This window comes from Cytobacillus gottheilii (assembly GCF_018582665.1).
Taxonomy (GTDB): Bacteria; Bacillota; Bacilli; order Bacillales; family Cytobacillaceae; genus Cytobacillus; species Cytobacillus gottheilii.
Genome location: NZ_CP071709.1, coordinates 3,018,725 through 3,039,735 on the forward strand (window position 1 = coordinate 3,018,725; position 21,011 = coordinate 3,039,735).

The 21,011-nt window shown below is 38.8% G+C and carries 23 protein-coding genes and 1 riboswitch; of the genes, 6 read left to right on the forward strand and 17 right to left on the reverse strand.

Annotated features, from left to right (window positions below; all coding sequences use genetic code 11):
- The first annotated feature begins 58 nt into the window (after positions 1 to 58).
- Positions 59 to 496, forward strand: coding sequence for a cell wall hydrolase (locus J1899_RS14980; protein WP_066443711.1), 438 nt, complete (start codon positions 59 to 61; stop codon positions 494 to 496).
- Between the two features lie 53 nt (positions 497 to 549).
- On the opposite strand, the gene gcvPB is transcribed toward J1899_RS14980, so the two are convergent.
- Genes gcvPB through gcvT form a run of 3 tightly spaced genes read right to left on the reverse strand, consistent with a single transcriptional unit; the run spans position 550 to position 4,468 of the window.
- Positions 550 to 2,010, reverse strand: a complete 1,461-nt coding sequence (gene gcvPB, locus J1899_RS14985; RefSeq protein WP_214474961.1) for an aminomethyl-transferring glycine dehydrogenase subunit GcvPB — start codon at positions 2,008 to 2,010, stop codon at positions 550 to 552.
- Positions 2,003 to 3,349, reverse strand: coding sequence for an aminomethyl-transferring glycine dehydrogenase subunit GcvPA (gene gcvPA, locus J1899_RS14990; RefSeq protein WP_214474963.1), 1,347 nt, complete (start codon positions 3,347 to 3,349; stop codon positions 2,003 to 2,005). Before gcvPA ends, gcvPB begins: the two co-directional genes overlap by 8 nt.
- Before the next feature lie 15 nt (positions 3,350 to 3,364).
- The gene (gcvT, locus tag J1899_RS14995; protein ID WP_214474965.1) at positions 3,365 to 4,468 is read right to left on the reverse strand and encodes a glycine cleavage system aminomethyltransferase GcvT; all 1,104 of its coding nucleotides are present in this window, start codon (positions 4,466 to 4,468) and stop codon (positions 3,365 to 3,367) included.
- Positions 4,469 to 4,652: 184 nt separating this feature from the next.
- Positions 4,653 to 4,745, reverse strand: a riboswitch (glycine riboswitch).
- Between the two features lie 417 nt (positions 4,746 to 5,162).
- On the opposite strand from gcvT, the gene J1899_RS15000 reads away from it, so the two are divergent.
- Both J1899_RS15000 and J1899_RS15005 read left to right on the forward strand, forming a co-directional pair.
- Positions 5,163 to 6,839: a DEAD/DEAH box helicase gene (locus J1899_RS15000; protein ID WP_214474967.1), complete on the forward strand. Its 1,677-nt coding sequence runs from the start codon at positions 5,163 to 5,165 to the stop codon at positions 6,837 to 6,839.
- The gene (locus J1899_RS15005) at positions 6,826 to 7,623 is read left to right on the forward strand and encodes a YqhG family protein (protein WP_214474969.1); all 798 of its coding nucleotides are present in this window, start codon (positions 6,826 to 6,828) and stop codon (positions 7,621 to 7,623) included. The genes J1899_RS15000 and J1899_RS15005 overlap by 14 nt, the downstream gene beginning before the upstream one ends.
- A 60-nt stretch (positions 7,624 to 7,683) precedes the next feature.
- Here the strand turns inward: J1899_RS15005 and J1899_RS15010 are convergent, their stop codons facing one another.
- The 7 genes from J1899_RS15010 to comGA form a co-directional block, all read right to left on the reverse strand.
- Entirely contained in the window at positions 7,684 to 7,869 is a 186-nt protein-coding gene (locus J1899_RS15010) for a YqzE family protein (protein ID WP_066443687.1), read from the reverse strand.
- A 113-nt stretch (positions 7,870 to 7,982) separates the two neighbouring features.
- Entirely contained in the window at positions 7,983 to 8,363 is a 381-nt protein-coding gene (comGG, locus tag J1899_RS15015) for a competence type IV pilus minor pilin ComGG (RefSeq protein WP_066443683.1), read from the reverse strand.
- Positions 8,360 to 8,833, reverse strand: coding sequence for a competence type IV pilus minor pilin ComGF (gene comGF, locus J1899_RS15020; protein ID WP_082851648.1), 474 nt, complete (start codon positions 8,831 to 8,833; stop codon positions 8,360 to 8,362). The genes comGG and comGF overlap by 4 nt, the downstream gene beginning before the upstream one ends.
- Positions 8,834 to 9,084: 251 nt before the next feature.
- The gene (gene comGD, locus J1899_RS15025; protein ID WP_214474973.1) at positions 9,085 to 9,525 is read right to left on the reverse strand and encodes a competence type IV pilus minor pilin ComGD; all 441 of its coding nucleotides are present in this window, start codon (positions 9,523 to 9,525) and stop codon (positions 9,085 to 9,087) included.
- The gene (gene comGC, locus J1899_RS15030) at positions 9,522 to 9,839 is read right to left on the reverse strand and encodes a competence type IV pilus major pilin ComGC (protein ID WP_066443675.1); all 318 of its coding nucleotides are present in this window, start codon (positions 9,837 to 9,839) and stop codon (positions 9,522 to 9,524) included. Before comGC ends, comGD begins: the two co-directional genes overlap by 4 nt.
- Complete coding sequence (gene comGB / locus J1899_RS15035; RefSeq protein ID WP_343216722.1) at positions 9,839 to 10,873, reverse strand: competence type IV pilus assembly protein ComGB; 1,035 nt, start codon at positions 10,871 to 10,873, stop codon at positions 9,839 to 9,841. The genes comGC and comGB overlap by 1 nt, the downstream gene beginning before the upstream one ends.
- Positions 10,857 to 11,927 (reverse strand): competence type IV pilus ATPase ComGA, encoded by a 1,071-nt coding sequence (gene comGA / locus J1899_RS15040; protein WP_214474975.1) that lies wholly within the window; start codon positions 11,925 to 11,927, stop codon positions 10,857 to 10,859. Before comGA ends, comGB begins: the two co-directional genes overlap by 17 nt.
- Positions 11,928 to 12,130: 203 nt before the next feature.
- Between comGA and J1899_RS15045 the strand changes: the two genes are divergently transcribed.
- A complete protein-coding gene (locus J1899_RS15045) occupies positions 12,131 to 12,832 on the forward strand; it encodes a helix-turn-helix transcriptional regulator (protein WP_214474977.1) in 702 nt (233 codons plus the stop codon).
- Between the two features lie 82 nt (positions 12,833 to 12,914).
- Positions 12,915 to 13,160, forward strand: coding sequence for a DUF2626 domain-containing protein (locus J1899_RS15050; protein WP_066443663.1), 246 nt, complete (start codon positions 12,915 to 12,917; stop codon positions 13,158 to 13,160).
- Between the two features lie 164 nt (positions 13,161 to 13,324).
- On the opposite strand, the gene J1899_RS15055 is transcribed toward J1899_RS15050, so the two are convergent.
- Positions 13,325 to 13,960, reverse strand: a complete 636-nt coding sequence (locus tag J1899_RS15055; RefSeq protein WP_214474980.1) for an MBL fold metallo-hydrolase — start codon at positions 13,958 to 13,960, stop codon at positions 13,325 to 13,327.
- A gap of 416 nt (positions 13,961 to 14,376) precedes the next feature.
- On the opposite strand from J1899_RS15055, the gene J1899_RS15060 reads away from it, so the two are divergent.
- Positions 14,377 to 14,550, forward strand: a complete 174-nt coding sequence (locus J1899_RS15060) for a DUF2759 domain-containing protein (RefSeq protein ID WP_066443657.1) — start codon at positions 14,377 to 14,379, stop codon at positions 14,548 to 14,550.
- 45 nt (positions 14,551 to 14,595) lie between these two features.
- On the opposite strand, the gene J1899_RS15065 is transcribed toward J1899_RS15060, so the two are convergent.
- The 6 genes from J1899_RS15065 to J1899_RS15090 all read right to left on the reverse strand — a co-directional run bounded on the left by J1899_RS15065 (position 14,596) and on the right by J1899_RS15090 (position 20,937).
- Entirely contained in the window at positions 14,596 to 14,910 is a 315-nt protein-coding gene (locus tag J1899_RS15065) for an MTH1187 family thiamine-binding protein (RefSeq protein ID WP_066443655.1), read from the reverse strand.
- Positions 14,911 to 14,927: 17 nt separating this feature from the next.
- Positions 14,928 to 16,088 carry a YqgU-like beta propeller domain-containing protein gene (locus J1899_RS15070; protein ID WP_214474982.1) on the reverse strand — a complete coding sequence of 387 codons (1,161 nt, stop codon included), beginning with the start codon at positions 16,086 to 16,088 and terminating at the stop codon, positions 14,928 to 14,930.
- 231 nt (positions 16,089 to 16,319) lie between these two features.
- Complete coding sequence (locus J1899_RS15075; protein ID WP_214474984.1) at positions 16,320 to 17,507, reverse strand: M14 family metallopeptidase; 1,188 nt, start codon at positions 17,505 to 17,507, stop codon at positions 16,320 to 16,322.
- 122 nt (positions 17,508 to 17,629) lie between these two features.
- Entirely contained in the window at positions 17,630 to 19,486 is a 1,857-nt protein-coding gene (locus J1899_RS15080; RefSeq protein ID WP_214474986.1) for an LTA synthase family protein, read from the reverse strand.
- A 268-nt stretch (positions 19,487 to 19,754) separates the two neighbouring features.
- The gene (locus J1899_RS15085) at positions 19,755 to 20,720 is read right to left on the reverse strand and encodes an ROK family glucokinase (RefSeq protein ID WP_214474993.1); all 966 of its coding nucleotides are present in this window, start codon (positions 20,718 to 20,720) and stop codon (positions 19,755 to 19,757) included.
- Positions 20,721 to 20,724: 4 nt separating this feature from the next.
- Entirely contained in the window at positions 20,725 to 20,937 is a 213-nt protein-coding gene (locus J1899_RS15090) for a YqgQ family protein (RefSeq protein ID WP_066443644.1), read from the reverse strand.
- Between the last annotated feature and the right edge of the window lie 74 nt (positions 20,938 to 21,011).

Genomic DNA, 21,011 nt, shown 5'->3' on the forward strand with positions numbered 1-21,011 from the left:
ACGAAAAGCTAACATGTATGAACGGTTTTTTCATACAATATTTTTAGAGGTGATCACCGTGACAAGAGTGAGGTATACCAGCAAAGACATTGATTTAATTGCAAGAATGATGAGAGCAGAAGCTGAGGGTGAAGGACAGCTTGGAATGCTGATGGTTGGAAATGTTATTGTCAATCGAGCTGCAGCTGATTGTTTAGATTTTAGGGATGTAAGAACGATAAGGGATGTCATTTTTCAAGTTCAAGGCGGCAATTATTCTTTTGAAGCAGTACAAAAAGGCAATTTATTTTATAACCCCGCAAGAGAGGTTGAAAGAGAATTGGCACGCAGAGTAGTGAAAAATTGGCGGCAGCATCCTTCAAAATATGCTCTTTGGTATTTTAATCCTTATGCGCCATGTCCTCCAACATGGTATGGCCAGCCATTTGCCGGGCAGTATAAACAGCATTGTTATTACGAGCCGCAGGCAAATACATGCGAAAGTGCTTATAGATAATTGTTCATTAAGAAGTAGAGGGATGCAGCATGATGCAGCATCCCTCTTTATTATTATTGTTTTACATACTTCAATACTGGTTTTCTGGCTGCAAGCGTTTCATCCAGGCGGCCAATAACCGTTGTATGAGGAGCTTCCTGCACAATTTCCGGATTCTCCTCTGCTTCTCGCGCAATTTGCAGCATTGCATCAATAAAACTGTCGAGCGTTTCTTTTGATTCTGTTTCTGTCGGTTCGATCATGATGCACTCCTCGACATTAAGCGGGAAGTATATGGTTGGCGGATGATAGCCAAAATCAAGCAGGCGTTTGGCAATATCAAGTGTACGTACTCCAAGCTTTTTCTGTCTTTTTCCGCTTAAAACGAACTCATGCTTGCAATGTCTGTCAAATGGCAGATCATAAGCAGAAGACAATCTTCTCATCATATAGTTTGCATTTAATACTGCATATTCCGTAACAGCCTTTAATCCATCTGGGCCCATTGTGCGGATGTACGTATAGGCACGTACGTTAATGCCAAAGTTTCCATAGTAAGGTTTTACACGGCCAATAGAATCCGGTCTGTCATAATCAAATGTAAATACATCATCTTTTTTCACAAGAACAGGCTTTGGCAAATAAGGAATCAGATCTGCTTTAACACCAACTGGGCCAGATCCTGGACCGCCGCCGCCGTGCGGGCCTGTAAATGTTTTATGAAGATTAAGGTGAACGACATCGAAGCCCATATCTCCAGGACGAGCTTTAGATAAAACGGCATTTAAATTGGCTCCATCATAGTAAAGCTTCCCGCCGGCACCATGAATGATTTCAGCCATTTCAAGAATATTTTCTTCAAACAATCCAAGGGTATTCGGATTCGTCAGCATAAGTGCCGCTGTGTCATCTCCCACTACACGCTTTAAATCTTCCAAATCCACTAATCCATGTTCATTCGATTTAACTGTAACTGTCTCAAAGCCAGCAACGGTTGCAGAAGCAGGGTTTGTTCCGTGTGCTGAGTCTGGCACGATCACTTTTGTGCGGTTTGTATCGCCATTTGCTTCATGGTAAGCACGGATCATCATTAAGCCAGTCCATTCGCCATGTGCTCCGGCAGCAGGCTGAAGTGTTACTTCATCCATCCCTGTAATTTCCTTTAAGTGCTCCTGCAGGTCGTACATTAATTCCATTGCACCTTGAACAGAGCTTTCATCCTGGAGCGGATGAACATGTGCAAAGCCATTAAAGCGCGCAACATTTTCATTGATTTTCGGATTGTATTTCATTGTGCAAGAACCTAGAGGATAAAAGCCTGAATCTACACCATGATTCCGCTTTGATAAGGCCGTATAGTGGCGCATGATATCAAGCTCCGAAACTTCCGGAAGATCGGCTTCTTCCACGCGCACGTATTCTTCCGGCAGCATTTCGCTCATATCAACCTCAGGTATATCCATTTCCGGCAAGCTGTAGCCAATACGTCCTGGCTTTGTTAGTTCAAAAATAAGCGGCTGATCTTCCTTATGCATGATAATCCCCCAATTCTTGTACAAAAGTATCGATTTCTTCTTTTGTTCTTAATTCTGTCACTGCAACCAGCATATGATTAGCCATCTCTGAATAATCTCGGTGCAGATCATATCCGCCGATTATTCCTTTTTTCAATAGCTCAACATTCGCTTCTTTAACAGGTTTATTTAGCTTTACCACAAATTCATTAAAGGAAGGTCCTTCGAAAGCAATCTCAAATCCAGCTTTTTTGAATTGATTTCTAGCATAAAAGGCCTTTTGCATGTTCGCGGCAGCCATCTCTTTAATGCCCTTTTTGCCAAGTGCAGTCATGGCTACTGAAGCTGCCAGTGCATTTAATGCCTGATTAGAGCAAATATTAGATGTAGCTTTATCGCGGCGGATATGCTGCTCACGTGCCTGCAATGTTAAAACAAAGCCGCGGCGGCCTTCCTCATCCACTGTCTGCCCAACTAAACGACCAGGTACTTTACGCATTAATTTGCTGCTGACTGCAAAATATCCGCAGTGTGGTCCCCCGAATGCAGTAGGAATGCCAAATACTTGTGCATCTCCTGCTACAATATCTGCTCCAAAGGCACCAGGCGGCTTTAGTGCACCAAGCGCAAGAGGGTTGCTGGATACAACAAACATTGCTTTGTGTTCATGAATGATCTGCTCAAGCTCCTGCATCGGCTCAATTCGGCCAAAGAAGTTCGGATACTGCACGACAACAGCTGCAATTTCATCATTCATCAGATTGCTTAATGCTTCAAGATCTGTCACACCATCTTTATGAGGAATTTCAATTACTTCAACATACTGGCCTTTTGCATATGATTTAACAACTTCCTTGGATTCTGGATGCACAGCACTTGAAACGAGCACCTTTTTGCGGCGAGTTTGCCCTGTTGAAAGCATGGCAGCCTCTGCTAAAGCTGTTCCGCCGTCATACATAGAAGAGTTCGCTACATCCATACCTGTTAACTCACAAATCATCGTTTGAAATTCAAAGATCGCCTGCAGTTCACCTTGTGAAATTTCAGGCTGATAAGGTGTGTAAGCTGTATAAAATTCAGATCGAGACAATACATGGTCAACGATGACAGGCATATAATGATCGTAAACTCCTGCACCAAGGAAACTCGAATGTGTTTTAAGATCAGCGTTTTTTTGTGCCAGTAATGTCAGTTCCTTCATTAAAGCTGTTTCCGGTTTTGCAGGTTTAATATTGTATTCACCTTTAAAACGAACTCTTTCTGGTATATCACTGAATAACTCATCTACTGAATGAACGCCGATTGCTTCGAGCATGGCATTTTTATCTGACTCTGTCATCGGTAAGTAGCGATGTTTCATGTGTTTGGCCCCCTATTATTTCTTCTCTCTTTTATAAAAAGGTGTAGCGGCAACCTGTGCTTTTACACGCTTTCCGCGAATTTCCACTTCTACTTCTTCATTTACAACAGCATGTTCTGTCTGTAATAAGGCTAAGCCGATATTTTTCTTTAATGTAGGTGATTGTGTACCCGTTGTTACTTCGCCGATTTTTTCATCGCCTTTGTAAACAGGGTAGCCATGGCGGGGAATTCCCCGCTCAATCATTTCAATTCCAACAAGCTTGCGCGGGATGCCGTTTTCTTTTTGACTTTTTAGAGCTGCTTTTCCAATAAAGTCAGCTTCTTTATTTAGTTTAACAGCAAAACCGATGCCTGCCTCAAGCGGTGAAATATCTGCGGAAAGCTCTTGCCCGTAAAGTGCAAGATTGGCTTCAAAACGCAAAGTATCCCGGCAGCCTAGTCCGCATGGCAAAACACCATCTTCTTTACCAGCCTCTAAAATATCTTTCCACATAGCAGCTGCATCTTCTGTTTTGCAATATATTTCAAATCCATCTTCACCTGTGTAGCCTGTGCGTGAAACAAGCGCTTGTTTACCATTTACATCGACATTTTCCTGAAATTTAAAAAATCCGATCGCGGATAAATCATCGCTTGTCAGCTTTTGCAGGACTGTTTCTGCAAGCGGTCCCTGCAGTGCCAGCTGTGCGTATTGCTCTGATAAGTTAATAACCTCTACATTTCCTTCTTCATGCTGTTTCAGCCAATCGTAATCTTTATCAATATTTGCTGCATTAACTACCAGCAAATAGTGTTCCTCTTTTAATTTATAAACAAGTAAATCGTCAACTGTTCCGCCGTTTTCATAGCACATGGCTGTATATAAGGCACCATCCGTTTTTAGACGCGAAACATCATTTGTCATCATTTTTTGAAGATAGCTTAGGCTGTCTGGTCCTTTCACTTCAATTTCTCCCATATGGGATACATCGAATAGTCCAGCTTTTGTTCTTACTGCTTCATGCTCTTCTTTAATGCTGGAAAACTGGACAGGAAGATCCCAGCCTCCAAAATCAATTGTTTTCGCACCATATTCCTTATATACATCAAACAAAGGTGTGCGCTTTAATTGTGACATTTACTTGTCCTCCTCTAATTTGAAAGTGAAAACTCAGAAAATTCAGGAACAGCTAAATTCATCAAAAAAGGACAGAAAATCCCCTCATATAATTTGAGAAGACCTCTGTCCTTTCACCTGAAAGTTTAACCATATGTATGGCTGTCCTCTTGGGTGGCCCTTTTATGGACTCTCTCCAGAGATGCGTCAAGCAAGAGTTCTTTTGCCTGAGAGATTCACATGTGGATGCTTGCTCCTTCGGCGCTGCTTAAATAGCAGTCTCTCCCCTTGCTGTCATTCGCATTATAAAAATTTTCCAAGATGGTCATACTGATAGATAAGCAAAAATGTCTCGTATGAAATAACGCTTGCATTAGCATTCTAAATTTCATACTGGTCACTTTAAAGTTGATGGAATCAATCATGATTTCATAAAAAAAGATGTCAGCCATTTTTCATAATGTGACAAATTTCAAAACTTTCAAAGCTATTTACATCCTAACACCTCCATGTAAATTGAGCAACAATTTTATCAGGAGAAATTAAGAAAATCATCCGTAATCTCTTAAATTTATTCATATTTATAGATATCATAACAAATATTAATAGTAAAACACGAACATTTAAATGATAAAACAAATAAATATTCGCGAATAAACTCTCATATATCTATGTTCTTCATCTTTGCTTCATCTGAAAGGAGAGAATAATTTTTATGTCTGTGCAAATTGAGTTTGATACATCTTGGCAAGAAGAATTTTTTAAGAGAATTGATTCTGATGGACCCTGGGGGAATTGGGAACTTTACAAACTAGCAATTGAGGTAGAAAATCATACAACCATTCCGGAATTTGAGGGCTTGCAGGCACCTGAGCATCTTCCGAATTTAACGCCGCTTCCCCATCAGCTGGAAGTCGCCAAGCAGGTTGTAGAAAATATGAATGGCAAAGCAATTCTTGCTGATGAGGTCGGTTTAGGCAAAACGATTGAAGCAGGTTTAATACTAAAAGAATATATGATTCGCGGGCTTGTGAAAAAAGTATTGATCCTAGTCCCAGCTTCCCTTGTATCTCAATGGGCAATCGAGTTGAACAGTAAATTTTTCATTCCTGCCATTGCCCAGAAAAAAAGCTATGTTTGGGAGCAATGTGATGTCGTTGTTTCCTCGATTGATACAGCTAAACGAAACCCCCACCGGGATATTATTAATAATCTTGATTATGATCTCATTATTATCGATGAAGCTCATAAACTGAAAAACAATAAAACAAAGAACTATGAATTTGTACAGGGCTTAAAGAAGAAATTTTGTTTACTGCTGACAGCAACACCTATTCAAAATAGAATCAGCGAGATTTTTAATCTTGTTTCACTCTTGAAACCAGGACATTTAGGCAATGAAGCCGCGTTTTATGAGAAGTATAAGAAGGACGCACGTTCGCTGGACGACCATGATCATTTGAAGGAACTCGTCAATAAAGTCATGATCCGAAACCGCAGAGCAGATACAGGCATTGAATGGACAAAAAGGCATGTGGAAACAATACCCATAGAGTTTTCGGAAAAAGAAAGAGCCCTATATGATGCTGTGTCGGCTATTCGCTCAGATGAAACAATGTCATCCAGCCAGTTCTCTATCATGACGTTGCAGCGTGAGGCATGCAGCAGCAGAGAAGCAGTCTACTACACCCTCAGAAACATGCTGACCAAACAAGAAAATCCATCTGCTCAGTTTCAAGGCAGCATACAAAGACTGGTTTCCATGGTGGAAGCGGTTGATAAAAATTCGAAAGCAGAAAAAGCACTTGAATTAATTCAAAAAATTGACGACAAAGTCATTATTTTTACCGAATATCGCTCAACACAGCTTTACCTGCAATGGTATCTCAAGCAGCATGGAATTACATCTGTACCCTTTAGAGGCGGCTTTAAACGAGGCAAAAAAGACTGGATGAGAGAGCTTTTTCAAAAACATGCGCAAGTTCTTATTGCAACAGAAGCCGGCGGAGAAGGAATTAACCTTCAATTCTGTAATCATATGATCAACTTTGATCTTCCTTGGAATCCAATGCGTCTTGAGCAGCGGATCGGCCGTGTTCATCGCCTTGGTCAGGAAAAAGATGTTATGATCTATAACTTTGCCATTAAAGATACGGTTGAGGAACATATTCTAAAGCTTCTTCACGAAAAGATACACCTATTTGAGAAGGTGGTTGGTGAACTGGACGATATCCTGACGAAACTTGAGTTTGGTAATATTGAAGATCATTTGCTTGATATCTTTGGAAAATCTTCTTCTGAAGGCGAGATGAAGATTAAAATGGATAATCTCACAAGCATGATTCAATTCGCAGAAGATATGAAGGAAGGGAATATACATGCAGCAACATGAAATACATCGTTTCCTCGTTAAGTACTTTCAGGCCAATGAATGCGACATTATTGAGCAGGGTCCTGGTTTTTTACGAGTACAGCTGACGATTGAGCTTGATAAAGAATTAATGAACAGGCCGTTTTATTGGCATTATCTTGAGAAAACAGGCGGAATACCAAATCCTATGCAGCTAACATTAATCACAAATAAAATGCTGGCACCTGAAAATATGCAAGGCGAGGTCATCCATTTTGGCTCGCCTCGCTTGCATCAAATTTTCCAATCAGCCAGAAGCTTAGCTGGCTATATCCGCCTATATGAAAACCATCATCATCAAAATGGGACCCAAATACCGCTGCGTCCATGGCTTGGGATGAACGTCCGTATTTCGTATCAATGTGACCGTAAAAAAGATATCTTCAAATCCATTGGACTGCAGCTTATTAATGGCCAAATGATTGAAAACTTTCATGATAGGCTGCTAACAATGAACTTAACACCTAAAATCCCTGACTATTCTTTCACTCTTTCGCCCATTATTATGCCAAAAAGCGGGATGACAAGAGTAGCGGGTTTCTTACAGAACAGTATTCTGCAAGAAGACCATACATGGGCAGATGAAGCGAGAGAACGGTGGAACAAGGACCTTGATCTGCTCGAGCATTTTTATGAGGATGAGGAAGAAAAAGCTGACAGCTATGAAATTGAAAAAAAGGCACTGCAGGAGCAATATGAACCAAAGATTTCGATATCAATGGTCAATGGAGGATTGTTTTATTTAACAGATCATGCAGTATCATAAGAAAAAGCAAGAATGCTGTTTATGGCATTCTTGCTTTTATATGAAATTCTATTTTTAATACTAATTTTTCCGTTTCGTTTTCAATCCATAATAAAACACATACGGAATGACACCAAACCAGCGAAATAAAAAGGGTTCTTTTTCAACCTTCTTCTGCTGACGATTTTTCTTTCGTTCATCTTTTGGCTGATCCATATATTTAACGAAGGTTTCTGTCATAAACTTCACATAGTCATTGGACTTCATTTTGTCACCTGCTTTGCAGAAATAAATAGTGCAAATTGTTCCCCATATAGTAACAAGTATGTCCACGTCTAATTTTTCTAAACAGCTAAACCATCTTTCCCGGGAAATAGTGGCTAATTTCGCTCAATCCATCTTGTCATCTGCTTTGTATCCTGATCATAATAGCTATAAGCTGTAAGCTGATATTCATCCTCCAAATTCAGTTCATATATTATTCTGAGCTGATTATTGTTCATCTGTTCTGTATGATAGGCAACTCGTCCATGATTAAAAGCAAGAACACCATTCATGTTGTGATTCTTCGTCTGCAATAATTCCTCCACATGATGGAAAGTACGAAAATAATAATATTCCTGCTGCAAAAGTGCATTTTCTTCAACAATGATCCGTTTTTCATTTAAATATAACTCCAAATGCAGAGTAAGCAGAAACGACACTAACAGCAATAATGCTAACGTAAGAGGATACGTAAACCCGTTCTCTTCTCTGATCATTGGGATGCTCCATTAATAAAAGGTGTTATTAAAGTGGTATGTGTTTCATCCCTTGTATCTATCATTCTAATTTCCATACTTTTTCTCTGTTCTTCGTATATTACATCTCCCACATTTTGCAGTACAATTTCGTGTCCAGTTCCATTAACCCGCCTTCTAATATTACTTCCGTATTTTTCATAGCTGATTTGCTGCTGATTCTTTCTTACAATCAATTTTCCGTTTGCAATCTCAATTCCTTCTGATAAGCGCACTTCTTTTTTCAGCTGCTGAACAAAGATATTCCACTCCATTTTGGCAATGATCTTATCTGTCTCGGAACTTTGAATAATATGATTCATGGTTAGGGGAATTAAGCTCATAATAAGCAGAAAAATAGTAAAACCGTATAGAGCATCAACCATTGTAAATCCTTTTTCATTGATGGATTGATTCACATACTTGCCCAGCAGCTTCTCCGTTCCTTTCATAGGACACACACACCTCCCCCTTATTTAAAATTAGGCTGTATACTACACCATCTTTCAAAAAGGTTTCCGAACGGGGAGACATCATTGCAGCCTCACTTTCCATCAAGCTTTCATATAATAGCTTGACCGCTATATGATGGCTTTGAACATTTTGCTGTGACTCATAAATTTTTGTTAATAACGGCATCAATAACGCACCAATAAGAAAAAGAGCTGAGAGGGACAAAAATAAATCTGTTAGAATAAAGCCATCACATTTCCGCAACATAAAATCGTCCTCTCCCGATTAAAAAGGTCATCTTAAAGCTCTTTTCGTTGAAGAAAATATAAAACTGGCCAAATTGATTGACATTCCCATCTGACAAAAAGGAAAAATACAAGTCCATGCTCCCTTCTTGAATGGAAATATCTTTGGAATACTGTCTGCTAAATAGAATTTCTTCACTGTTTTCTATTACGTAATACATATGGTTTTCAGGCTGAATAAACACGCGGATTTGCTTTTGGTGAGAAATAGCGTAGCTTTGAGCGAAGAGGAGATCAGATTTCAGCTGAGAAAAGAACTGCTTCTCTAAAAGTGTGTATGTCATTGGACTGATTTTTACAACTGAAGCTGTTAAGATGATTAATACAATAGAGAATACAATTAATGATTCTATTAAAGTGAAACCAGACTCAGTATGAAGTTTCATGATGAGGGCGATTCAGATGATACTACTCCATCAGCGGAAATGACTATTTCATCACCATTTTGGCACTTTAGCTGATTTTCATTTAAGTATTCTTTATCAGCAAGCTCTTGAATCGTTGCCGGCAATTCCTTTTCATCCATTTCGTATGCTTGGACTTGAGCCTGCACCATCTGAACAAAAGCATCACAGCCTTTAGAATTAATTTTTGAATTATGCTGTGTTACATTTGGTACTGTGATAATTAATAATACAGATATCACCAGCAGAACAATCATCATTTCAATCAGAGTAAAACCACGCTGATTTTTTAACATTAAAATCCCTCCATTAAATGAAACATAGGTAATAAAACCGCCAAATACATAGAAACAAGCAGAAAGCCAATAAAAGAATAAATGATCGGCTGTATCGTTTTAATCGTCTTTTCCACCTTTTCTTCCAATCTCTCCATACAATGCTCGCCAAAAAAAGCAAGCTCCTCTGCCAGCTTTCCGTTTTTCTGTCCATGTGCAATGATTCGGGAAAGCTCAAAGTCAAAAATAAAATACTTTTGAATTAACATTTCAAGCGCTTCCCCTCTTAATAAGCCGCTCTGCAATTCACAACCCAGTTCCTGATAAAGTGGCTGCTTTTCATTCTTTTCGAATAGCTGCAGAGCCTCAAATACAGACAATCCTGCCTGCAGCAAATAATGAAGCTGTACCGAAAAATAATGTGAATAGAATAGTTTTAAAAATATCCCGAAGACTGGAATGGATGAGATCATTGTCTTTTGCTTTAAAAACGTTAAACGTTTAAAGCGAAAGGAATAATAACATAGGAGCACAATGACTAGAAGGAAGGTCACAATCAGCATAATAGGAAATAAGTTACCGAAGCCATACACTATGTTTGTGAAGAAATTAGCCTCCAAATCCAATGACAGAAACAAGGATGAAAACTTAGGAAGCAGGATTTGTATAACAAACAAAAACAGTACAATCGTAACCAATATCAAAAAAATGGGATACATAAGCAGCTTCTTAAGTTTTTGCCAATTTTCATCCCGCTTTAAAATCATCTCACTTCCATCTTTAAATGCATCTGCCAATCCGCCATGCTGCTCTGCAAAATAAACATACCCAATGACATCTTCATTAAATTTAAGTTTTGAGAAGGCATTATATAAGGAATAGCCTTCACGCAATTCTGATAAGCATAGCTCCATTGCCGGCCTTTTGTGATGCGGCAGGTGCAGAATGACTGACTCAATCGCCTCGGATAATGGATAACCTCTTTTCAGAAGGTCACCAATCCATTTTAATAGCAGCCCCTGCTCCTGAAGGCTCCATTTATTCTTTTGCATCATCCATCACCCACCGTTCATATTCCGATCCCTTTACATATCCAAGGGCAATTCCTTTGCGGATATAATCCTTCAATGTCCGATATTCAACTAATGTTCCTCCATCATTCATATGATTGATGACACTATGCAGCGCTTTCCCTGTTAAAAGTTCAAAAATAGTAGCACGTTTTAACTGTCCATAACTCAAGCAATAAGGAGAACACTCTCCCCCGCAATAAGGGCAAGTCAGCTCCACTAGCCGCTGAGCTGTAACAGCAATCAGTGTTTGCTGAATTTCCAGTAAACTCACACCAAACTCCTGCAGTCTTACAATCGCTCCCTGTGCATCTCTTGTGTGCATCGTTGTTAATACTAAATGTCCTGTCAACGAAGCTCGCACCGCTATTTGAGCAGTTTCAGCATCCCTAATTTCTCCAACCATAATAATATCCGGATCATGGCGCAAAATGGCCTTTAAACCGGTGGCATAAGAAACTCCTGCTTTTTCATTTACCTGCACCTGCATAACCTGATCATTTTCTTTTTCAATTGGGTCTTCTAATGTGATTACATTTCGATTGTAGATATGTGAGGTTTCGTTGAGGAGTGAGTATAAGGTTGTTGTTTTGCCGCTGCCTGTAGGACCTGTTAAAATAATCAGTCCATGAGCATGTTTTAATAGTGCCAGCATTTTTCTTGTCGTCTCAGGGAATAATGAAATGTGATAGTAAGGGATATTCTGATGTGCGGGAAGGATGCGGATAACAAGACTTTCTGAAAACCGGGAAGGTAGACTGGAAAAGCGCAAGCCAATCTGATAACCATTCATCGTGTAAGAGCTGGCTCCATTTTGCGGACGTCTCTTTTCACCGATATCCATGGATGCAGTGAATTTAAAGTGAGAGATGAGACGGTCACAATCCTCTCTTGGCAATTGAATTCTGGGGACAAGTTTGCTGGCTAAGCGAAACTGAATCAATGTATCGTTTTTGCGGGGAAGAATATGAATATCTGTCGCCTGTTTTTGGACAGCATCACGGATAATACTTTCTGCGAGCCTTTCAATATTGCTCACCGCTGTTGTACACCACCTTCTTATTTAGGATGATATTAAATTTCGACAGTTTCCTGCCTTTCCCTTCTTTTTTCTTGAGTTTTTTTCAACATTCTTCAAAAAACGTGAAGATGTGAACATTTTCTAAACTTATGGTGAAAACAGTGTTTACTTCAAATGGCTGTATTATAATGGAATAAATACTCAGTCTGAGGTGAATTCTAGTGGAACAAACATTAAAGATCACGAATGTATTATCTGATCCAACCCGCTATTATATATACCAATATATCTCTGAAAAACATCGTGATGTGACGGTGCAGGAGATTGCCGACAATTTTTCCATTCATCCAAACGTTGCAAGACTGCATTTATCAAAGCTCGAAGATGTAAATATGATTATTTCTGAAACAAAGAAAACCGGAAAAGGCGGACGCCCTAGCCGGCTATATCGCCTTTCTGATGAAGTTATTCAGCTTCAGTTTCCTTTCAGAGATTACCAGCTCCTTTCAGAGATTGCACTTGAAACCCTAATGTCACTTGGAGAAGCAGGCAAAGCTGCCTTATATGCGACAGGCAAAAAGTTTGGCCAGCGCTTAATGGATCAGGAAAATCAGCGTCCGCACAGTAATATGGCTATTTCCAGTTTTGATCAAAAGCTGAACTTGATTAAAAACGCAGCAACGCTATCTGGCTTTCACCCTGAATTTGAAGTCAATGAAGATGGAACATCTGTTTATTTTCAAATTTACAATTGTCCGTTCAAGGAAATTGCTGCAGCACATCCAGAGTCCGTCTGTCACATGCATTATGAATTCTTAAATGGAATGTTTTCATCTGTCTTTCCGGATGTGGAGCTAACTGAAAAATCCAATATCCTTAAAGGCTGTGATTTTTGCTCCTACCAGACGGTCTTGACAAACTGATAACATGTTATTTACTTTTATCTAACATTTACCTTATAATAAGATCGTATGCAATTGTATGCGTTTTAAAGGAGGGATACATATGGATCGTATGTACAGAGTACTGGGATTCTGGACTGGCATATTCGCGATAATGTTCTATGTAGGCGATATGTATACTACGTCCTTAATCTTTTTCGGTCAAACAGGATTTTTCCTGCTTCTAAGCTATTTAAAGCTTTCCGAACGTATGTATATCTATGTATTTGGAGCTTATTTAACAGTGTTTTTCGTTGGGTTTACGTACTGGTCAACATTTATGATGATCCCGGGTTCAGGCGGCCACTAATCAGATTGACTTAGTGCGCAGCAATTGAACCGGCAAACTGCACTAATAACTTCGATGGTTACCGTGCGTTATTGCTTTTGTTCTAGCTTCTTTAATCCAAAAAGCACAAATAAAAAAACGATGATGATCTCATCGTTTTTTTATTTGCAGTAAGCTAACCTCGATTAAAATCCGTTTAAAAATGGATTAGAATCCATTTCTTGTCCAATAGTCGTTGCAGGTCCATGTCCTGATAGTACGATTGTTTCTTCCGGCAGTCCCAAAAGCTTATCATGAATACTTTTTATCAGTTGTGCATGGTTGCCGCCCGGCAAATCTGTTCTTCCAATACTTCCTTGAAAAAGCGCATCCCCAGAAACAGCAATTGATGATTCTGGAAAATAAAAAGTCACACTGCCAGGTGAATGTCCAGGTGTCTCAAGTAACTGGAACTTAAAGTCACCAATTTGCATATGTTTTTCTTCTGTAAGGATATGATCTGCTGGCTTCATTCGTATCAATGTGCCAATTTGAAAAAATTGTGAGCCATTTAGAGATGGATCAAAGAGCCATCCTGCCTCTTGTTCATGTATATAGACAGGGATATCAAAGTATTCACGCACCTCATCGAGAGCACCGATATGATCAAAATGGGCATGTGTCAGTAAAATCGCCTGTGGCTGATATTTTTTTTCATTTACAGTGCTGATTAGCCTTTCAGCATCTCCGCCTGGATCTACAATTAAACAGTTTTGATTGTCTATAGCCAAAACATAGCAATTTGTCTGTAAAGCACCTAAAGGAATACAATGCCATTTCATGTTCTCTACCTCCATCTAGTCCGTTTGTTCCCTTCATTTTACACTAGATCATACAAGATGTTAAAGAGAAGCATGCAGATATAAGCGCTCCTCATTAGCCATATATGCCATTAAAACTTTAAAATCCTTCTCAAAGTGACATAATGCATTGCCCTAAAGACAAATAAGTGTCATTTTTAGACCTCGACAAATTCTCGAAAAACTTATAAAATAATAACGAATGCAAAATGATAGTAAGGTAAATACTTCTTAAAAAATGCAGTCATCCATTGCCGTTTTGTAAACGTTTAATTTAAGCTTTCTTCACTGGAATACATTGAAGGAATTATAAACGTTTAGCTATGGCACAAAAAGAGTACATAGTAGAACTGTACAAGGCTTTCGCCTGCTGCAAAAACATAAAGGAGGCTAACTGAATGGGACTTGTAATTATTTTTGCTTTAACAGCACTGCTGGCACTATTTGGAACAATTAGTGCACTAAAAAACAAAAATTTACTTGGAATTGTCTTTGGCGGAGGAACACTAGCTGTTTTTGGCTGGTTCGCGGTTATGACTTTAATCAATAGCGGGTATCCTGCTGTACACTAAGACATTAAAAAGAAGAGGATTGCCACGATGGCAACCCTCTTCTTTTTATTCTTCCAATAAAGACTGAACTCTCTTTACCTTATCCTCCATCTTCCTTTGAATATCACGGCGATCATCAATTCGAATATTAGTAGCAACCCGTTCAATATTATGCTGAAAAGGAGCTTCATGGATTTTTTGAATGACTTCAAACAATACTGGAAGTTCCCCTTCAATAATGGTATTCATCGGCGTCAGCTGGAAATGAATTTTCCCGGCTTCCTGATAGGAAGCAAGGATTTTTTGTATTTCTGCTACATACTTGCTTACACTTGGTGTTTTCGTTCCAATTGGAATGACTGTTACATCAACTATTGCCATTTTATTACGTCCCCTTCTTATAAAATTTCCTCTTTCATTAAAGAGATAATCTCACCGCTCTCCAGGTGGATCAGCTTCTCAAAATAATAACCATACAAACAAGCTTTGCCATCAGGTGAACAGCTGAGCGGCTCATTTTCTGCGTTTTCGAGCAGGATTTCCTTTTCTCCGCTGCTCAATTTTGTGTTGATTAGCTGAAATCCGTCCTGATATAAATCTGCCTCAGAGCTATGTAAAGGCTGGAAAGAGAGGAAAGATTCATTCCCGATGAAGTCAGAGTATGGAATTAGCCAATCTGAATAGTTCGTTAATTGCGGGACAGAAAAGGAGGATAATACTTCAAATTGTTCTGTCATAAACGTATAGACCGCTTCGTCCATTTTACCATTTTCAGCAGATATCGTCATAACTCCTTGATCAAATCCCTTTACTTGAAAAATGTGATCAAGAATCGTTTCATTTTGATCAATAAAAATTGAATGCTTAACTAAGGGTGCAAAAAGAGCTGGGTTTTCTGAACTCCAGTCAAGATATACTACCTCTTCACTATTAAGCCAATGCACAAAAGGTTCATTTAAAGTCAATTCACTTAAGCTTTCTTCTTCGATATTCATTAAATAAGGAGTGAAAGTCCAATCCTCTGAAAAAGCAGAAATGAGAATCAGATTCGAATCATAAGGATTCCATGTATAGGTTAGCTCAGCAGCAGTTAAAGATTGCGAATTCAGGACCTTACCTTGCAGATCAATAACAGTCAGCAGTCCTTCATACGTAGAAACGGATGTGTGTATAAAAAGGTTCTTTTCATCCGGACTGATTAAAACATCTACAATGGGCAGTTCTGATGTGTACAATAATGATTTCTCACCTGAATAGAGGTTATATTCATAGATATCAGCGGTGTTGCCTTTTGATACGGTATAAACAACTTTTTCATTCGATAGCCAACCGCTAATTCCTGAAAATTGTCCGTCGTTCACCTCTATAGGAACCAATTCTTTCTTAGATTCTACTGAATTTTCCGGCGCTGCATCGCCATCTTTTTCAAGTTCGCTGTCATCGTCTTTTTGACAGCCTGCCAAAAGAAGAAGAGAAAAAGCCAGAATCAGAAAAAAGCCCTTACACAGATATGTAGCTGTTACAAAACCTCTCGCCTTTTGCCTCTGATTACCGCTCATCTTCTTTCCCCCTTTAATCCGCTATTTATTTGTACGTAAATATGTTAAAAATGTTTCAATTATTTCAAAAATATTTTAAAAAAACAACAAAAAGCCGAAATCGGCTTTTTGTACTAACAGCGATTATAGTTTTTTGTGTCCGTGTACCCTTGTTTATTTGCTTAACTGGACTAGAGTAATAAGGACTTCAAGCTATTATACTTTTCTTCCTCCCTAAAATACAAGCGTAAATTACATATATAATGAAGCTAGAAAGATTCCCAGCACTTCTTCATATATTTCATCAAACTGGGACAATGGCAGCGGATTAATGCCTTTTCCTAACTCAATTGTAAATCCTGGCTTGCGAAACTCTTGAACAAACCAATCTTTATACCCTGCAAAGCTGTCAATATACTGTACGGATGTATATCCGCTGACTCGTTCAAATTCATCTGCAATGACTTGAGATTCTGGAGGTTCAAGCCCTTCATATCCCCAATAAAATTCTTCTCCTTGTGTATGAAAAGCAAGCATTCTGTCAAATTGATTTTCACGGGCAAACTCTGCCATCGCTACAGCCTCAGGCTCTGTTAATGGTGCAGTTCCCGGAAAGTCTCTTGGAGCAGGCGTTTTTTCTTCTTTGCGTTCCTTCTCTACTTCCCATTTAGCTGGATATTGATTATTTAAGTCTACCCCACGGATATTCGCTTTCCAGCCTGAGAAATCTGTACTGCCATTGTTAATCTGCAGAACCTGATCTCTCATCTGGGCAGGAGGTCCTTTCAACACTAGGTTAACACCATCTGGATTAACCATCGGTACAATGGATAAGCTGACATTCTGATAATATGGCAGCACATCTAATCCTCTGATCGGGCGCATATTAGTGAGTGCAAGCAAATAATTGTTAACTAAAGCCATTAAAATGGGCGTTGTAATCCATTCATTTGCATGGAAGGATGCATTGATTTGCACTTTCTTAGGACCAGTTCCTATTTTTATTTCTTGTATAGGTTTCCCAAGAACACTATTTCCGATTGTGTTTATTTGTATAAAAGGAAAAACTCCTTTTAGGGAAGTCAAATCCGTCTGCAGGGATTCAAATGTATAATTCATGCGCCGATTGAGCGACGGAGCGATCATTCTTTTAGGCAAATTAATTACTGATCCAATAACGAGCTGATTTGGATTGATATTTTGATTCAGCAATAATAATGCATCTGCAGAAAGATGCCGTCCTGCACTTAATTTCCAAAATGTATCCCCTCTTTTGACTGAATAACGTTCTATCGAAAAGCCAGGGATTTGAACTTCCTGCCCTATTTGCAGAGCAGATGGATTTATATTCGGATTAGAATCAATAATTAAATTTAACGGAACCATAAACAGTTGGCTATAGTACCATAATGAGTCACCTGAACGAACAATGATCTTCATTCTACTCCCCCTTTCCATCATTCATACTGTATGAAAGAAAGAGAAGAAAAATGACTATGATCAACCATTGGTGCAGGCACTGCTTATGAGGACAAGTGCTTAGAGCGGATAGATTTCAATTGCTATTTATTATTGTTTGGATAAAATCGAAGCAAATCACCATTTATAATGGAATCTGAATATTCAAGCTCACGTTTGGCCTCTTCAATAAATGGTGCGCACTCTCTTTCTCCAACCTGTTCTCCTGTGGTTTGATCATAACAAGTATTCCGGGTATAGACATACTTTTCGGATATAAAGCTGCCATCCCTTAGCACCGTAAACTGAGAACGGTTTTCTGAAAAAAGATCTGAGCCAAAATTGAACCCATTCTTCGTATCAATACCAAGTAAATGCAGCAGTGTTGGCTTTACATCAATTTGGCCAGAAACCTTTGAAATGGTTTCTCCCTTTTGCCCAGGAATATGAATAACTAGCGGAACCCGCTGCAGCTCCATATTCACGAGTGGAGTTACTTCTTTACCTAAAAATCCACTCAATGTGCCATTATGGTGCTCTGATAATCCGTAATGATCACCATAAAGCACAATGATCGAATCTTCATATAATCCTTCATCCTTCAGTTTTTGAACAAAAGTCTTAACCGCTTCGTCTGTATAACGGACAGTTTGAAAGTAATTATCTACAATACTATCCCCTGAACCATAGGATTCAATCAGCTGATCGCTTTCTTTTAATTCAAAGGGAAAATGATTTGTAAGAGTAATAAACTTAGCCAAAAATGGTGAGGGAATTTCTTTTATATGCTCAATAGATTGCTCAAAAAATTCAATATCTTTTAACCCCCAGCCTACAGAGTTATCTTGATTCACCTCATAAGATGGCAATGAATAAAATCGGTCATATCCTAAAGTGCTATACATAATATCGCGGTTCCAAAAGCTTTTATTATTGGCATGAAAAGCGGCTGTTGTATATCCATGATCTCTCAGTATCTCAGGCATTGCTTCATATTGATTACCCGAATGTGTAAAAAAGACGGCACCCCGGTCCAGCGGGTACAATGATGTATCAATTAAAAACTCAGAGTCAGACGATTTGCCTTGTGCGGTCTGGTGATAAAATTGATCAAAATAGTAACTTTCTTTTATAAAATCATTTAAAAATGGTGTAATTTCCTGTCCTTTAACTTCTTGGTCAACCACAAAGCTTTGGACAGATTCCATCGCAATCAGATAAACATTCTTATTTTTAGCTGCTCCAAATAAATGATCATTTGGGAGATCATAGCCAGCATGAATATAATTATCGATATCAGCAAGTTCGCTTCCATCAGCCATTGCACGCTGTGCAGAAGACTTTGACTGCAGAAACAAATCATATACATGATAATTATACGTTCCAATATTTTTCACAAGCACCTCCCGATCAAAGGTGCGGGTCATAAGATCTGACCATTGTGATTCCGCCAAGCCAATATTAAAGAAAGCAAGTGCTGCTGCTGCAATAAAAAAAGCAGCCCTTTTGATCTTCGAATACTTTTTATATAATGCAAATTTTGGTTTTAAAAGAATGATAAGGGCTATTAGGACAACATCAGTAAAATAAAGAAGATCACTAAAACGAAGCAGTTCATTCACACTGCTGCCAAGGTCACTCATATTGCTTGTCTGAAACAATACGGGAAGTGTTATATAATCATTATAAAATCGGTAAAAGACAACGTTTGCAAAAAGAACAGCCGAGATCAGGAAGCTTGATGTCAAAACATAAATATTTCTCGTCCTCTCTTTAAAAAACAAGCCAATACCTAAAACAATTAACAGAAAGCTCAATGGATTTATAAAAAGGATTAACTCCTGTTTCCAGTTATCAATCTGTATATCAAAACTGGTTTTATAAACGATATATGTTTTGAGCCAAAGCAAAACTACTGCAATTGAGATAATTGACATTGCAGGCATTGTTTTTTTGCTCATATCATGCAAACCTCCTTGCATAAGAAATGATCTCTTAAAAACGTTTTCTTATTTAACTTATTTCGATACTGTGCGGTTTTTTCCAAAATAAATACTTTTTAAAAAATGGCTTAATTAATAGACGTTTGAGACCTTAAAAAGTTTCGAATATTACATCATTAATAAAAATAAATAGGAACCTTCTGGCCTTTATACTTTCCTTTTTCAGTATGAAATAAAAGAAAATGAAAAAAAGCACCTTGATCAAAAGGCGCTTGTCTCTTATAGATTATTTATTTTTTGCCAGCCAAGCTGCACCAATGACGCCTGCGTCATTTCCCAGAATGGCTAAATCAATTGTTGTTGTATTTCTGACCCCTGGAAAAGCGTATTTTTGAAAATGTTCAATTACAGGTTTTAATAAAATATCTCCTGCTTTTGAAACTCCCCCTCCTAATACAATCTTTTCAGGATTTAAGGTATTCGCAATATTTGCGAGAACAAAGCCAAGGTGAAAGGCTGTTTCCTTTAACACTTCCGATGAAAGCTTATCTCCGCTTCGTGCTGTATCAAATACATCTTTTGCTGTAATAGCTCCAGCAGTCTGATAAATCGAGAGCAGCTCGCTTTCCATATTTTCATTGATTTTGATTTTTTCGGTCGCCTGCCGAACAATTCCTGTGGCAGATGCAATCGTTTCAAGGCAGCCGGTTTTACCGCAGTTACACGGGGCACCGCCCTCTGGGATAACCGTTATATGGCCAATTTCGCCCCCGGAACCTGCTACACCTTGTACAATATCCCCGTTGGCAATAACTCCGCCGCCAACACCGGTGCCAAGCGTAACACAAACAAGATCCTTTCCGCCATTGCCTGCACCCTTCCACATCTCTCCTAGAGCTGCACAGTTTGCATCATTATCTACCACAACTGAAAGGCCTGTTTCAACTTCAAGCAAGTCTTTTACCGGATAGTTATCCCGCCACCCTAAGTTTACAGAATGGTATACAATTCCTGCATCAAGATCAACTGGTCCTGGTGCTCCCATCCCAATCCCTTGGACCTGGCTTTTTTCAATACTCCATTCTTCAAGCTTCTCATCAATACTTTTAGCTATATTTACGGTAATGTTTCTTCCTTCTTCACTATTATCAGTCGGAATTTCCCACTTATGCTGAATTTCCCCGTATGTATTTAACAGTGCCAGTTTGGTAGAAGTGCCTCCTAAATCTACACCAATCAACCATCTCTCCATAACCCTACTCACCCTTCTGCTGCTTCTCTTTTAATAGCTGTGCTTCATGCCTTAACAGCAAAATCGCACTTTGGTATTGCTGCGGTTCTATTAGCAAGGAGTCATATAAATCTTGTATCTCTGCTTCCATTAACTCCAAATCAGCGACACGATCTCCTATATAAACAAAGATGCCAAATTTCTTCAGCAGCTGCTGAACATCATAAATACTATTCATAGTTGCTCCTTTACTGGAAAAGTGAAGCGCTTTAAACATTTGCATAATTGAAAGAACTTCATCTGAATAAAAAT